The sequence below is a fragment of the Lactobacillus rizhaonensis genome (assembly GCF_036246345.1).
In the GTDB taxonomy this organism is placed as follows: Bacteria; Bacillota; Bacilli; order Lactobacillales; family Lactobacillaceae; genus Lactobacillus; species Lactobacillus rizhaonensis.
Window position 1 is genome coordinate 1 of sequence record NZ_BTTV01000003.1, and the last position, 15,907, is coordinate 15,907.

The 15,907-nt window shown below is 38.6% G+C and carries 13 protein-coding genes, 1 tRNA gene and 1 riboswitch; of the genes, 11 read left to right on the top strand and 3 right to left on the bottom strand.

Annotated features, from left to right (window positions below):
• From AAA915_RS04625 to AAA915_RS04635, 3 genes are all read right to left on the bottom strand, one after another.
• Positions 1 to 2,653, bottom strand: a 2,653-nt coding sequence (locus tag AAA915_RS04625; protein ID WP_338201804.1) for a MucBP domain-containing protein, incomplete at its 3' end; no start/stop codon positions are given.
• 195 nt (positions 2,654 to 2,848) lie between these two features.
• Positions 2,849 to 2,919: transfer RNA gene (locus tag AAA915_RS04630), tRNA-Gly, on the bottom strand.
• 158 nt (positions 2,920 to 3,077) lie between these two features.
• The gene (locus AAA915_RS04635) at positions 3,078 to 3,683 is read right to left on the bottom strand and encodes an SOS response-associated peptidase family protein (protein ID WP_338201806.1); all 606 of its coding nucleotides are present in this window, start codon (positions 3,681 to 3,683) and stop codon (positions 3,078 to 3,080) included.
• 96 nt (positions 3,684 to 3,779) lie between these two features.
• On the opposite strand from AAA915_RS04635, the gene trpS reads away from it, so the two are divergent.
• From trpS to glmU, 11 genes are all read left to right on the top strand, one after another.
• Positions 3,780 to 4,799 carry a tryptophan--tRNA ligase gene (gene trpS, locus AAA915_RS04640; RefSeq protein WP_338201855.1) on the top strand — a complete coding sequence of 340 codons (1,020 nt, stop codon included), beginning with the start codon at positions 3,780 to 3,782 and terminating at the stop codon, positions 4,797 to 4,799.
• A gap of 4 nt (positions 4,800 to 4,803) precedes the next feature.
• Positions 4,804 to 5,283 (top strand): deoxycytidylate deaminase, encoded by a 480-nt coding sequence (locus AAA915_RS04645; RefSeq protein ID WP_338201808.1) that lies wholly within the window; start codon positions 4,804 to 4,806, stop codon positions 5,281 to 5,283.
• Positions 5,213 to 5,869, top strand: coding sequence for a TPM domain-containing protein (locus tag AAA915_RS04650; protein ID WP_420915126.1), 657 nt, complete (start codon positions 5,213 to 5,215; stop codon positions 5,867 to 5,869). The genes AAA915_RS04645 and AAA915_RS04650 overlap by 71 nt, the downstream gene beginning before the upstream one ends.
• A 57-nt stretch (positions 5,870 to 5,926) precedes the next feature.
• Positions 5,927 to 6,093, top strand: a riboswitch (M-box (ykoK) riboswitch).
• Between the two features lie 89 nt (positions 6,094 to 6,182).
• Complete coding sequence (gene mgtA, locus AAA915_RS04655) at positions 6,183 to 8,873, top strand: magnesium-translocating P-type ATPase (protein ID WP_338201810.1); 2,691 nt, start codon at positions 6,183 to 6,185, stop codon at positions 8,871 to 8,873.
• 116 nt (positions 8,874 to 8,989) lie between these two features.
• Positions 8,990 to 10,966, top strand: coding sequence for a methionine--tRNA ligase (gene metG, locus AAA915_RS04660; RefSeq protein WP_338201812.1), 1,977 nt, complete (start codon positions 8,990 to 8,992; stop codon positions 10,964 to 10,966).
• Entirely contained in the window at positions 10,966 to 11,733 is a 768-nt protein-coding gene (locus AAA915_RS04665) for a TatD family hydrolase (protein ID WP_338201814.1), read from the top strand. Before metG ends, AAA915_RS04665 begins: the two co-directional genes overlap by 1 nt.
• Positions 11,720 to 12,286 (top strand): ribonuclease M5, encoded by a 567-nt coding sequence (gene rnmV, locus AAA915_RS04670; RefSeq protein WP_338201816.1) that lies wholly within the window; start codon positions 11,720 to 11,722, stop codon positions 12,284 to 12,286. Before AAA915_RS04665 ends, rnmV begins: the two co-directional genes overlap by 14 nt.
• Positions 12,276 to 13,169 carry a 16S rRNA (adenine(1518)-N(6)/adenine(1519)-N(6))-dimethyltransferase RsmA gene (gene rsmA, locus AAA915_RS04675; protein WP_338201818.1) on the top strand — a complete coding sequence of 298 codons (894 nt, stop codon included), beginning with the start codon at positions 12,276 to 12,278 and terminating at the stop codon, positions 13,167 to 13,169. Before rnmV ends, rsmA begins: the two co-directional genes overlap by 11 nt.
• Before the next feature lie 84 nt (positions 13,170 to 13,253).
• Positions 13,254 to 13,499 (top strand): Veg family protein, encoded by a 246-nt coding sequence (locus AAA915_RS04680; protein WP_034978009.1) that lies wholly within the window; start codon positions 13,254 to 13,256, stop codon positions 13,497 to 13,499.
• 122 nt (positions 13,500 to 13,621) lie between these two features.
• A complete protein-coding gene (gene purR, locus AAA915_RS04685; RefSeq protein ID WP_338201821.1) occupies positions 13,622 to 14,452 on the top strand; it encodes a pur operon repressor in 831 nt (276 codons plus the stop codon).
• Positions 14,453 to 14,515: 63 nt separating this feature from the next.
• Positions 14,516 to 15,901, top strand: coding sequence for a bifunctional UDP-N-acetylglucosamine diphosphorylase/glucosamine-1-phosphate N-acetyltransferase GlmU (glmU, locus tag AAA915_RS04690; RefSeq protein WP_338201823.1), 1,386 nt, complete (start codon positions 14,516 to 14,518; stop codon positions 15,899 to 15,901).
• The last annotated feature ends 6 nt before the right edge of the window (positions 15,902 to 15,907 follow it).

Genomic DNA, 15,907 nt, shown 5'->3' on the forward strand with positions numbered 1-15,907 from the left:
CCACAATTGGTTGCCAACCAGCAGTACCGCCAGGGTTAACCGAGGCATTTTTAGTGTAAACATAGGTGACTTCCGTTTCCGTGCCAGAGAATTTGCCAGTTGGCTTAGTCTTCAAAGTATAACCCGGGATGACTTTAACAGCACTGTCCGGATAAGGGTCACCAATAGCACCTGTTAGTTGTTCATCGGTTATACCAGCAATTGGCTTACCATTCTGGTCAACGTAATGAGCTACGACCGTGACTAATTTAGCGTAAATATAGGTGACTTCCGTTTCAGTACCAGAGAACTTGCCTGTCGGTTTTGTTTTCAAAGTATAACCTTTGATATCTTTAACAGCACTGTCCGGATAAGGGTCACCAATCTTGCCACTTAGAGTTTCATCATCGGCAATCGGCTTGCCATCCTGGTCAACATAGTGCGCCAGCACCTTAACCTGGTTAGTGTAAACATAAGTGACTTCCGTTTCCGTGCTGGAGAACTTGCCACTTGGCTTTGTTTGAATTACATAGCCGGCAATTTCTTTTGCGGGATAGTCATCGCCAATCTTGCCGGTTAAAGTGTCATCACTAGCAATCGACTTGCCATCCTGGTCAACGTAGTGGGCCAGCACCTTAACCTGATTAGTGTAAACATAGGTAACTTCGGTTTCCGTACCAGAGAACTTGCCAGCCGGTTTTGTTTGGATTACATAGCCGGCAATTTCCTTTGCAGGATAGTCATCACCAATCTTGCCGCTTATTGTTTCATCCTTGGCAATAGGCTTACCGTCCTGGTCAACATAGTGGGCCAGTACTTTGACCTGGTTAGTATAAACATAAGTGACTTCGGTTTCAGTACCTGAGAATTTGCCTGTCGGTTTTGTTTGAATTACATAGCCGGCAATTTCCTTTGCGGGATAGTCATCGCCAATCTTGCCGGTTAAAGTGTCATCACTAGCAATTGGTTTCCCGTCCTGGTCAACGTAATGAGCCAGCACTTTGACCTGGTTAGTGTAAACATAAGTGACTTCGGTTTCAGTACCAGAGAACTTGCCTGTCGGTTTTGTTTGAATTATATAGCCGGCAACCGTTTTATCTGGGTAATCATCACCAATCTTGCCAGTTAAAGTGTCGTCATCGGCAATCGGCTTGCCGTCCTGGTCAACATAGTGGGCCAATACCTTGATCTGATTAGTGTAAACATAAGTGACTTCGGTTTCAGTACCAGAGAATTTACCGCTCGGTTTGGACTTCAAAATATAACCTTTGATATCTTTAACAACATTATCTGGATAAGGCTGACCGATGATACCGCTTATCGTCTGGTCAAGCGCACCCGCAATTGGCTTGCCGTCTTGGTCAACGTAATGGACCAGCACTTTAACCTGATTAGTATAAACATAAGTGACTTCCTGGACTTTATCTGTATAAGTTCCGCTAGCATTTGCAGGAGTGATTTTTACCACATAACCAGCAATATCTTGGGGTTCGCTGCTATAGGAGTCACCGATTTTCCCATTTAAAATTTTGTCTTCTGCCAGTTTTTTTCCAGCTTCATCGAGGTAGTGGACTGTAACTGCTCCGCCTAACCTGACATACGTATCCTGGTCTCTGCTCCCGGAATAGTTACTCATTAATTGACTAGAAGTCCAGCTCTTATTTCCCTGTGGCTTATCTACTGTGCCATTGCCTACATTCAACCAGGTGCCGGATGCATCAAGGTCAGTTCCCTGTAAATAATTATTAGGACCCAGAACTAAAGTAGATAAATCACGTAAATTCCCTAACATTCTTTTTTTATTAGTCACCTGAGCCATCTGGAAACTACTGATATTTAGAGTTTTTAAGTTTGTGGCGCTACTAAACATATATGACATATCAGTTACTTTTCTAGTATTAAAATTGCGTAAATCTAGACTAGTTACACCTGAAAGGCAAAACATAAAGCTCATATCAGTAACACTAGAGGTATCAAAACTGTGTAAGTCTATGCTCGATAACTTATAACAACTGGCAAACATCATAGTCATATTAGTTACTTTCTTGGTGTTAAAGCTACTCAGATCAAGATGCTCTAAACTTTCACACGAATAAAACATCTCTTGCATATTAGTGACTTCAGAAGTATCAACTTGATCTAAACCCTCAATTTCAGTTAGGCCACTAAGCAGCCAAAACATCCAAGAGGCATTGCCAACGAGCTTCAATGGCCCTGTAATCTTGATTTTCTTAATAGATTTATATACATCATTATCTCTAAAAAGTTGATAAAGGTGTTGAGGATTAGTCACCGTACCACCTGGTATAGTTACTATACCAGTAACAGTATCAAAAGTTACCTTGAGTCCGCCCCAAGAAGCTGTCAAAACAGACCGCGGGGTAATTCCTTTAGCTTCTTCGCCCGCAGCTGGCGGTTCATTGCTAGCCGCAGCTTCAGAAGTAGGACTTGCTTGATTGTTATTAGCAACAGCACTATCAGTTGAAGCTGCTGTTTGATTATTATTGCTAGCTGGTAAGGAGCTACTTTGAGCTCCTTGCTTTTTAGCGGCAGAATCAACTAAAGTATCAGCTTTAGCCGTATCAGGAGACATAATAATTAAGCCCAAGGTAGCAGCCGCTAAGCTAGTAAATATTAATTTGCCCCGATGGTGGCAGTTGGATTTAGAATTCATTGTCAAACCATAATTAAACCTTTCACAAATTAAAGAAATAAAACAAAAAGATAAAGTAATAATACCATTTTAAAAGTAAAAATAACAGTTTATATTGAGGCTTTATACAACAATAGTATATGATTGCTATCCTTAAAAACTAATAATTAGGCAATGAAAAAAGCAATGACTTTTGAAGCCATTGCCTTTTAATTAAGCGGATAGCGTGAATCGAACCCGCATCTTCAGCTTGGGAAGCTAACATTTTACCATTAAACTATACCCGCATCACTCAAACAGTTTACCATGTTTCGCTTGCGAAACCAAGTTTTGTTTTTAATTTTTAAAAATTGGCTAGATAGAAAACATATCTAAATCTTATAGTATTTTAGCGTGTTTTAGCTTAATTTGGGTAATAACAGGTGATAGAAAGTTTTTAGAATTGTTACTTTTTATGAGGCATTTTGACAGAATCAAGATTTAACTGGCTGCGATCAACTAATGATGAGAAGTTTTGAAACAGCCATTGGCGCAATTCATCTGCCTGAATAACTAAAGGCATACGGTCATGGATTGGGGCATAGTCCGCGTTAGGTTTAGTAGTAACCATTGAAAAATGATCTTTTTGATAGATTCCTGCTATTAACGTCAGTGCGGCATTAGCATTTTTAAAACTGAAGCGTTCATGATAATGATGGTTATTTTCACCCAGATAGGTCTCGTGACCGGATTCAAAAAATTGTTTGGCGATAATAATGCAGCGAGATTTAGCAAAGGAAGAATCCCACATTGATCTTTTCTCTTCAAAGAAGCGTTCAACCCGGGCATTAAAAACTACTTTTTTGTGGTCGAACGGACTGGGATAACCCCAAGTTTTAGGCAGCAATTGCAATTGATTATCTGAATATACTAGTACAGGAGCAATACCTTGTGGAAAGATATTCTGATTTTGAGGCAAGTTACTGGCGGGTTCTATTAATGGTAAATTTAAGTCGTTTGCTAAGTATTTTTTAATTTCGGCCAAACTTGGCAGTTGAAATTGATTACACATTTTTTCCTCCGTGTTTATTCATTACTTGATTTTTGGTAGAATTAATATAATTATTACATTAAAAAGATTTTAATTATTTAAGGAAGGCAGATTATGATGAAAAAGAAAGTTATCCTTACAGGTGATCGCCCAACTGGAAAATTGCATGTGGGTCATTACATTGGTTCATTAAAGAATAGGGTAAAATTGCAAAATTCGGGTGAATATCACCCATTTATAATGATTGCTGATACTCAAGCTTTAACTGATAATGCCCGTAATCCTGAAAAAATTCAAAAGAGTTTAATTCAAGTAGCACTGGACTATTTGGCAGTAGGGATAGATCCTGAAATTTCTACAGTTTTCGTTCAATCTCAAATACCTGCTCTGTTTGAATTAACAGCTTATTATATGGACTTAGTCACAGTCAGCCGCTTGGAGCGTAATCCGACTGTTAAGGCCGAGATCAAGCAAAAAGGTTTTAACGATTCTATTCCCGTGGGCTTTTTAAATTATCCAGTATCACAAGCGGCTGATATCACAGCCTTTAAGGCAACTTTGGTACCAGTTGGAGATGATCAAGAGCCCATGCTAGAACAAGCACGTGAAATTGTGCGAACTTTTAACCGCGTATATAACTGCAATGTTTTAGTAGAACCTAAAGGCTACTTCCCGGAAAAAGGTGAGGGACGGTTGCCTGGTCTAGATGGTAATGCCAAAATGTCCAAATCCTTAAATAATGCTATTTATCTGTCTGATGACGCCAAGACCGTTGAACAAAAAGTAATGTCAATGTATACTGATCCCCAGCATATTCATGTTGAAGATCCAGGTAAAGTAGAGGGTAATACTGTCTTTACCTATCTTGACATTTTTGATCCTGACAAGGATAAGGTAGCGCAATTAAAGGCAGATTACCAAAAAGGTGGCTTGGGTGACGTTAAAATTAAGCGTTACTTAAATTCGGTGTTGGAAAATGAATTGACTCCAATACGTGAGCGGCGCGCTAAATATGAACAGAATACATCTATTGTTTATGATATGCTGATTGAGGGCTCTAAAAAAGCAAACGAAGTAGCTGATCAAACCTTACAAGAGGTACGAGACGCAATCGGTTTGAATTATTTCAAGAGGTAAAAAAATGCGTAAGCGAATTCCCTGGAAACAGTACTTTATGATGCAGGCTTTAGTGATTGCCCAGCGTTCAACATGTGACCGAGCTTTGGTTGGTAGTGTTTTAGTAAAAAAGAATCGTATTATTGGAACGGGTTATAACGGTTCCGTTACGGGTCAGCCTCATTGCGATGATGTAGGTCATCAATTAGTTGACGGTCACTGCGTGCGGACAATTCATTCTGAAATGAACTCACTTATTCAGTGTGCACGTAACGGCGTTTCAACCGATGATACTGAAATTTATGTTACACACTTTCCCTGTTATAATTGTGCTAAAGCCTTAGCGCAGGCTGGAGTTAAAAAAATCAATTATTATTTTGATTATAATGACAGTCCTCTGGCGATTAAACTTTTTAAAGACTGTGGGGTTCCTTATGAACAAATTAAAATCGATCGGCAATATGTGGAGCAATTGGCCCATAAGCTGGAAGACGCTGAAAACTAAATTAGCGTTATTTACGGCTTTATTCGGTATTTTTCTGACAATGACGGGCTTTTCAAGTCCTAACATTAAAGATAATAGTAATTTGCTCGAGCGTGAAACCAGTAAATTGATTTTGGCCAAAAATGACCGTTATTTTCAAACCAGTGAGCAACCACAAATCATTGTCAAAACGGTGAACCGGGTTGACCATTTAACGCCCGCCAAATTAAATAAATATAAACGGACAGTTTTTATCGTTGTGGGTACTAAAAACAAGAAGCGTAACGTGCAGATATATTCCAGTAAAGATCTCCATAGTGCATTTTCTGCTGATGTCCGGACAAATATAATTCGGTCTCAATCTGACAAATTGCGTAGTAATAATAAAAAGAAGTTTAATGAAGGGTTACGTTTTGTTTTTAGGGCATGTGCCACTACCATTGACCAGCGTTACCAATATTCACTTGATAAATATGACTTGTCCAGTGATGAGCGCGCGCAACTTTCCCACCCTCATAGGCTGGCTTTACCTATCGCTTTAGCCTTGGCACTAGTAATCAGCGGCTTAGTTTACTTTTTTAAAAATAATTTGAACATAAAAAGGTAAAAATGTTGACTTTATCATGTGTTATGTATTAAACTCACAGTGCGAATTAAATAAGAACAAATAAACTGTTAGGTGAGACTCCTACGTGAACAAATGCTATCGCCCGGAAACATCCAGAGATGCCAACGGGTCAAATAGTTTTCGTCGATATAAGGCGCAAACCAGATAGCTAGCAGCATAAGCTTACGTCACGTAGTGTTAAAACTGAACGATGAGTATAATAATACCTGTTGAAAAGGGACGCCAAGCGGTTAGCTAGGTGGCCCTTTTTTAGTTTGTTTGAATTAGTTGTGTGATGAGGAGAGTGGGGAAAATGCTGAAAAAACCAAATGGTACTACTAGCAATAAAGATTTAGAACTGGTAAAAGCAATAGCTAAAGAAAGCAGATCAGAGACTTTAGCAAGACTGCATGCAAGCAGTGATGGTTTAACTAGCCAGCAAGCTGAAAAAAACCGGGAGGAATATGGTTCTAATACTATTGCTACAAATAGACATAATTCTAAACTCCGCTTTTTGGCAGAGGCTTTCATTACCCCTTTTACTTTAGTATTGCTAGTCTTAGCTACGTTGTCTTTATTTACTGACTATATTTTTGTGCCTGCTGGCGAAAAGGACCTAACTACTGTAGCAATTATGGTCACAATGGTTTTGATTTCCGGGATAACCAGTTTTGTGCAAAACGTCCGGTCATCTAATGCTGTGGATTCCTTACTTAAGCTTGTTTCTGTTACTACAGATATTATTCGCGATGGTAAAGACCAGGAAATTGATACCAGTGAAGTGGTTGTAGGTGATGTGATTCGGTTAGCTGCAGGCGACATGGTACCGGCAGATATGCGTCTTTTAACCAGTAAGGACCTCTTTTGTTCTTCCAGTTCTTTAAATGGTGAATCAAATCCGGTAGAGAAAATCGCTACTGCCAAGCCAAAAATCGGGGCGGACCGTGATTATCTGGATTATCCTAATATTTTATATGAAGGTACAACAATCGTTTCCGGTTCGGGCTTAGGAATTGTTTTTGCGACTGGTGAAAGAACCATATTCGGCAAATTGGCTCATGATATTTCACATAACGATGTTAAAAACACAACTTTTGATGTTGGTATCAAAAATGTTTCTAAATTATTAATAATTATGACTGCCATCATCGCACCTTTAGTTTTCATTATCAATGGTATTACTAAGGGCGATTGGGTAAATGCCTTGATCTTTTCAATTGCTACTGCAGTTGGATTAACTCCCGAAATGCTGCCTGTAATTGTAACCACCAATCTGGTTAAGGGATCAATCGAAATGTCCAAAAAAGGCACGATCGTTAAAAAAATGAATTCAATCCAAAACTTTGGTTCAGCTGATATTTTGTGTACTGATAAAACCGGTACCCTTACTCAGGACAAAGTAGTTCTGGAACGTCATTATGATTTAAATTTACGGGAAAATCCGCGGATTTTGGAGTTAGGCTATCTTAATTCCAATTACCAAACGGGGATGAAAAACCTGATTGACAAAGCAATCATTGAAGCTGCTGGGGATGAACTGGATATCAGTGAAATTCAGCGTGATTACAATAAGATTGATGAAATTCCGTTTGACTTTTCCAGAAGACGCATGAGTGTGGTGGTGGAAAACGCAGATGAGCAGCACGGCGAGCACTTGCTAGTAACTAAAGGTGCCTCAGAAGAAATGATGGCTGTTGCTACCAAGCTTGAAGTTGACGGACAGATTTTACCTTTAACACCTGAACGTAAGCAAAAAGTAATGGCTAAAGTAAATGACATGAATGATGATGGCTTACGTGTGATCATGCTGGGTTACAAGCGTAATCCTGCACCTGTCGGTGAATTTTCAGTAAAAGATGAAAATGACCTTATTCTTTGCGGCTATCTTGCTTTTCTTGATCCACCTAAGGAGAGTGCTAAAGATGCTTTGGCTCGCCTAAAGTACGATGGAATTAACGTTAAAATTCTGACAGGAGATAACGAGGCCGTTACCAGAACTGTTGGCTTACAAGTTGGTTTAAATGTCGATACAGTTTATTCAGGTGCAGATCTTGAAGGCAAGAAGCCTGAAGAGTTGGCAAAAATGGTGGAAGAATGCAATATTTTTGTCAAATTATCACCGGAAGATAAAACCAAAATTATTAATCTGTTAAAGCAAAATGGTCATACTGTAGGCTATATGGGTGATGGTATCAACGATGCCCCAGCAATGAAAGCAGCTGATGTCTCAATTTCTGTGGATACTGCTGTGGATATTGCTAAGGAATCTGCTGATATTATTCTGCTGCATAAAGATTTGAATGTACTAGAAGAGGGCGTGAGAATCGGTCGAAAAGTATTTGGCAATACTATGAAATATATCAAGATTACACTTTCTTCCAACTTTGGTAATATTTTATCAATTATGGTAGCCTCTTCATTCCTGCCATTCTTACCAATGCTGCCACTGCAACTTTTGGTTTTAGATTTACTCTACGGCACTAGTTGCTTGGCTCTGCCATTTGATGACATGTCTGATAAATTTTTAAAAGAACCACGAACATGGTCAACCAAGAAGTTGCCTAAGTTTATGTTTTACTTTGGTCCAACTTCATCCGTCTTCGATATTTTGACTTTCGCGTTGCTATTCTTTGTAATCTGCCCACAATTGACAGGTGGCAATTACAGCACCCTGGGAGCAACACAACAGGTTGCATTTGTCGCTCTTTTTCACACTGGCTGGTTTATTGAATCACTTTGGACTCAGGAAATGGTTATTCACGCTTTGCGTGATCCGCGCTTACCATTTATTAAGCAGCACGCTGCACCGGGAGTTACCCTGGCTACATTTGGTGCTGGTGTAATTGGAACTTTGATTCCATTTTCATTCTTGGCAACAAAGCTGGGCTTTGGCAAGATGCCAATTGAATTTATGTGGGTAGTACTCGGTATACTTGTTCTATATATTTTATTGACTACAGTTGTCAAGTATTTCTATTTAAAGAGTGAAAAATTTTTAATCTAAAAATAAGTATAGAATACTAAATATCTACTAAAAAAGAGAACTCCGTAAGGAATTCGCTTTTTTGTTAGTGTAGTATAATATAGTATAATTAAGCAAAAATTAAGGAGAAAATGAATATGGCTGATAAAAAAACTTTTTATATCACAACACCAATCTACTATCCATCCGGCCGATTGACTATCGGTAATGCTTATACCACAATCGCAGCTGATGTAATGGCACGCTACAAGCGCAGCCAAGGCTACGACACTTTCTTTTTAACTGGTACTGATGAGCACGGATTAAAAATTGAACAAAAAGCTGAAAAGCAAGGGGTTAAACCGCAAGAGTTTGTAGATAAAATGGTGGCCATTTATAAAAAGTTGTGGCAAAGCCTTGATATTTCATACGATAAATTTATTCGTACTACTGATAAAGAACACGTTAAAGGCGTACAAAAGATTTTTGAGCAGCTGTTAAAACAAGGTGATATTTATCTAGGCGAATATACAGGCTGGTATTCTGTAGAAGACGAGGAGTATTTTACAGAATCACAATTGGCTGAAGTGTATAAAGACGATGATGGTAATGTGATCGGTGGTAAGGCGCCATCCGGTCATGAAGTCCAATTGGTTAAAGAACCATCATACTTTTTCAAGATGAGTAAATACGCTGATCGACTTTATCAGTACTACCAAGACCATCCTGATTTTATTCTGCCTCATTCTCGCGAAAAGGAAATGGTCAACAATTTCATAAAGCCTGGTCTGGAAGATTTATCTGTTACCAGAACGACTGTTTCCTGGGGTATTCCTGTTCCAAGTGATCCTAAACATGTTGTTTATGTTTGGATAGATGCTTTATCTAACTATATTACTGCATTGGGCTATGGCTCAGATGATGATTCTTTATTTAAAAAATACTGGCCGGCTGATATTCACTTGGTAGGTAAAGAAATTGTTCGTTTCCACACCATATACTGGCCGATTATGTTGATGGCTTTAGGTTTGCCATTGCCTAAGCATGTTATTGGTCACGGCTGGGTTTTGATGAAGGACGGCAAGATGTCCAAGTCGAAGGGTAACGCGGTTTATCCTGAATCTATTATTAACCGTTATGGCGTGGATGCATTGCGTTACTACTTAATGCGTGCTCTGCCATTTGGGTCTGATGGTGTCTTTACGCCAGAAGATTTCGTTGAGCGCGTTAACTATGACTTGGCTAACGACTTAGGCAACCTGCTCAACAGAACTGTTTCCATGATCAATCAATATCAAAATGGAAAAGTTGAACCAGTTGCCCAAGAGCAGGATGACTTAGGCAAGGATTTAGCTCAAACGGCGGCAGACGTTATTGCCAACTACAAAAAAGAAATGGATACTTTGCACTTTACCCAGGCAATTGAAGATATCTGGAAGTTTATTAATCGTGCTAATAAGTATATTGATGAAACTATGCCTTGGAAATTAAATAAGGAGGGTAAAGCTGCAGATGTAGCGCGTGTAATGTCAAACCTGGCAGAAAGCCTACGTATCATTGCTTTGCTAATTGCTCCAATTATGACCAGGACTCCAGTAGAAATGTTCAGACAATTAGGTCTTGACTGGAACAATGATGAGCACAAGCAACTTGAATTTGGTAACTGCGCTTGGGACACTCAAGTCATTTCCGATCCCAAGCCGATCTTTCCAAGAGTTAAGCCTGAAGAAGAAATTAAATACATTAAAGACGAGATGGCTAAAGCTAAGCCGAAGAAGGAAAGCCGTAGCGAACAAGGTAAGGATAAGGAAATATCCATAGACGATTTCGCTAAGGTCAAAATTCAAGTCGGTAAAATTTTATCTGTTGAGCCGGTTCAAGGTTCTAAGAAATTGCTTCAGTTCCAAATGGATTTTGGCAATGGCGATGAAAGACAGATTTTAAGTGGTATTAGGCAATATTATCCTAATGCCAGTGAATTACTTGGCAAAAAGGTTTTGGCAGTAACCAATCTTAAGCCACGCAAGATGTTAGGTCATTTGAGTCAAGGTATGCTTTTATCCAGTGAGAAAAATGGAGAAGTTAAGTTAGCCTTGGTTGGCGATGAACATGCAGTTGGGGCGCAATTAAGTTAATGAAATTAATTGATAACCATACTCATTTACAAGATGAACCGTTTAGGGGCAAAGAAGAGTTTTACCTTGATCGGGCGCAAAAATTAGGTGTGACCAAAATAATTTGTGCAGGACAGGATCCTGAATTTAACAAGCGCGCGATTGATTTAAGCCAGCGTTTTACTCAAGTCTTTGCGATGGTGGGTTATTGTCCTGACGTGGCCAAAGATTATAACCAAAAAGCAGAAGACTTGCTAATTGAACAACTGCAACTTCCTGGGGTAGTGGCCTTAGGTGAAGTAGGACTAGATTACTATTGGGATGAATCTCCGCGTGACAAACAAAGAGAGGTTTTTGCCAGACAGATTGAACTGGCCCATGAATTGAAAAAACCGGTTGATATTCATACGAGGGATGCTTTTGGCGATTGCTATGAGATATTAAAAAACAGTAATTTAGAGTACGGTGCAATTTTGCATAGCTTTAATGGTGATGTTTCATGGCTGACTAAATTCTTGGATTTAAATGTATATTTTTCTTATTCTGGTGTTGTTTCATTTACTAAAGCAACCGAAGTGCATGAAGCGGCCAGAAAGACTCCTTTAGAGCGATTGTTGGTGGAAACTGATGCTCCATATTTAACTCCTAAACCATATCGCGGCCGGCAAAATGAACCAGGCAATGTTTATTACGTAGCTCGTGCTATTGCGGAATTAAAGGATCTTCCGTTAGAAAAAGTTGCTCAGGCAACATATGCGAATACGATGAGGGTCTATGGTCTTAACTAAAAAACAATTTAATGCCGTTGTTGTCGTTGAGGGAAAAGACGATACTATTCGCCTTAAACAGTTTTTCCCCGGAATTGAAACTATTGAAACAAATGGTTCTGATGTTCCTGATACAGTGCTTACTGAGTTGCAGGAACTAGCTCATAAAAGAGAAATTATTGTCCTGACAGATCCAGATTTAAATGGCGAGCGAATAAGACGTATAGTTACTAAGGCAGTGCCAACCGCTAAACAGGCTTTTATAACACGTAAAGAGGGCGAACCCCATAAAAAAGGTTCACTTGGCGTTGAGCATGCATCAAAAAAGGCACTGGTAAAAGCATTAAGTGCTTTACATGAAAAGAAGCTGCCCAGCAGTGATTTAACCAGGAAAAAGTACCAGGAACTGGGTTTAGCCAGTGGCCTTAATTCACGCAAATTGCGGGAGCAAGTTGGGATTAAGCTGCGCGTTGGTTATGGTAATGGCAAACAATTCTACCAACGTTTACAGACTTTTGGTATTTCACTTGCGGAACTTAGCCAAACTGTCGAGGAGGTTAAAGATGAACACTGAGATTCCTATTGGCTCTCCAGTTAGAACTCAAGCAATTATAAACCGTTATTTTATGAAGGCTAAGAAAAGCTTGGGTCAAAATTTTTTGGTTGACCTGGATGTACTTCAAGGTATAGTTCAAGCTGCTGCAATTAAACCTGGTGATCAGGTGATTGAAATTGGGCCAGGAATTGGTTCTTTGACTGAACAACTGCTCAACGCTGGAGCTAAAGTTTTTGCTTATGAAGTTGATGAAAACCTCCCGGAAGTGTTGCAGAATGAACTACCCGCAAAAATAAATGGTAAACCTTTGGATCAATGCTTTAAATTAAAAATGAAAGATATTTTAAAGGCTGACTTTGCAGCCGATCTAGTTGATTTTTTTGATTTTGATAAACCGATCAAAGTTGTTGCCAATTTACCTTATTACATTACAACTCCAATCATTTTCTTTCTTAATAATTCTCAACTGAAATTTACCAGTTTAACCTTGATGATGCAAAAAGAAGTGGCAGACCGTTTGCATGCCCATGTCGGAACAAAGGAATATGGGCCTTTAACAATCGCGGTTCAAGCCGAAATGAGTGTGCAGCCTTATTTGACTGTGAAAAGCAGCTCATTTATACCCCAGCCCAAGGTTGACTCAAGCGTCGTAGTTTTAAAACCTTTAGCGGCAGCGAAAAAACCTGATATAGATAACCTTGAACACTTTAACCGGATAGTAAAAATGTGTTTTGCTCAAAGACGTAAAACATTAAATAATAACTTAAAAGTTCTTCTGCCAGATGAAAAACAACGCTTGGCTTTGATTAAATCTTTGGGTGTCGATTCACGAATTCGTCCAGAACAACTGACACTAGAACAATTTGTTGAAATTGCACACAGTGTGTCGGTTAAAAATTGACGAAAATATTCTGGGGTAGTTTTTAAAAAGAATTGAAAAAATAATAATAAAGTGGTATAATACAACTCAAAGGAGTTGTTTTCATTGCCAACATCTATTATGACCATTAAGAGTAAGCTTGATTCACATTTAGGTGATTCATTAACTGTAGTTGCAAGAGCTGGACGTAAGAAAGTAACTAAAAGACGTGGAATTTTGAAGAACACTTTTCCTGCAGTTTTTGTAGTTGATTTAGATCAGGATTCAAATAACTTTGAACATGTTTCTTATAGTTACACAGATTTATTAACCAAAAATATTACATTAAAATTTGATAACGCTGTGCAATAAGATTAAGGCGTCATCTTAAGATTACTTTTTGGCAATAACATTTGGTAAAATGTTAGTGCCTTTTTTTATGGTTGAGTGTATAGTAGTAACTGGCAAAAGACAAACAATAGGAGGTAATTTCTATGAAACGTTCAGAGAGATTAGTTGATATGACTAAATATTTAATGGAACGACCACATGACTTAATTCCGCTGCCATTTTTTGCAAAGAGATATGGTGCAGCCAAATCTTCAATTTCTGAAGACCTGGCAATCTTGAAGCACACTTTAGCAAGTAATCAAGACGGAATTTTAGAAACTGTCGCAGGTGCAGCTGGGGGTGTGCGTTATATTCCTTTTTGGGGTAAAAAGCACGCGCAAAAATATTTAAATGAATTGGCCAGTCGCATTGAGGATCCTGACCGTATTTTAGCTGGAGGATTTGTTTACCTGTCTGATATTATTGGTAACCCACAAGACCTGGATAAGATTGGTAAATTGATTGCTACCAGGTATGCATATTCAAATATTGATATTGTGATGACTATCGAAACCAAGGGCATTGCCTTGGCTCAGGCAGTCGCACGTTATTTAAATGTACCATTTATCATTGCTCGTAAACGCTCAAAAGTAACTGAGGGAGCAACAGTTTCAGTAAATTATATTTCTTCTTCACTTGATCGTGTTTCTAAAATGGAGTTGCCCACAAGGGTGTTAAAAGAAAATTCAAATGTACTGCTGATAGATGATTATATGATGGCTGGCGGTACGTTGACGGGAATGCAGCAACTGGTAAAAGAATTTAATGGCAACATTGCTGGCATTTGCGTTTTATGTGAAGCAGACTTTGACGATGTTAAACTAATTGAAGGTCATCTTTCTTTAATAAAAATTAAAAAAATAGATGATAAGAGGAAAGTTATCATGGCGGAGCCGGGTTCATTGATTGCTCATACAGATTTTGGCAACTTTTAGTTTTTCAGACAGTATAATAAAATATAAATAGTAATTTAAGAATATAAAAGAGGCTGAAAATCTATGAAAAAGTTTGTAATTGTTCTAGCGGCTGGCAAAGGAACACGTATGAAGTCAAAATCATGCAAAGTTTTGAACAAAATATGTGGGAAAACAATGGTTGAATATGTGGTCGAAGCTGCTCAGGCTACTGAACCGGATAAAATAGTTACGATTGTTGGTAATGGCGCTGAAGAAGTTAAAAAAGTCCTTGCCGGTAAATCTGAGTTTGTGCTACAGAAAAAACAACTTGGCACTGGTGATGCTGTTTTAACTGCTGCGAATAAGTTGGCAGCGGAAAATGGTGCTACTCTAGTAATTACTGGCGATACGCCATTATTTACGAGTCAGACTTTTCAAAAATTATTTGATTACCACCAAAGTAAGGGCAATGCAGCTACAGTTTTAACTGCCCAAGCACCTAATCCTTTTGGTTATGGCCGCATTATAAGGGATGACCAGGATAATGTCTTAAGGATTGTTGAGCAAAAAGATGGCACAGCAGAAGAATTGGAAACTAACGAAATTAATACTGGTGTTTTTTGTTTTGACAATCAGAAACTATTTAGCGCATTAAAGCAGGTTAACAACCATAATGCACAAGGAGAATACTATTTAACTGATGTATTGGAAATCCTGCGCAATCAAGGTGAAAGAATTGGAGCATATAAAATGCCTGATTTCAGTGAAAGCCTTGGGGTTAATGATCGCATGGCATTAGCACAGGCTACTAAAACTATGCAGAAGAGAATCAATGAAAAGCATATGGTTAATGGCGTTACTTTTATTGATCCAGAAACGGCATATGTAGATGTGGATGTTAAAATTGGTTGTGATACTCAAATTGAGGGTAATGTAGTTATCAAGGGTAATGCAGAGATTGGCAATAATTGTGTAATTACCTCTGGTTCAAGAATTGTTGATTCAAAAATTGGCAATAATGTCACTGTGACTTCATCCACGCTTGAACAGGCCGAAATGGATGATTTTTCAGATATTGGTCCAAACTCACACTTGCGTCCTCAGGCTATTATTAGAAAGGGCGCCCACATTGGTAATTTTGTTGAAATTAAAAATGCTGAAATTGGTGAGAACTCTAAAGTTGGTCATTTAACTTATGTTGGTGATGCTACATTAGGTAAAGATGTTAATGTTGGTTGTGGTACTATCTTTGCCAATTATGATGGTGTGAAAAAAGATCACACTAACGTCGGTGATCATGCATTTATTGGTTCAGGTGCTACTTTAGTGGCACCGGTTAATATCGCTGATCATGCTTTTGTAGCAGCGGATTCAACAATTACTAAAGATGTAGCTAAATATGATATGGCGATTGCGCGTGGCCGACAGGTAAATAAGCCTGATTACTGGCATAAATTGCCCCTGTCTAACGATCCTAACTGGAAATAAAAAGCA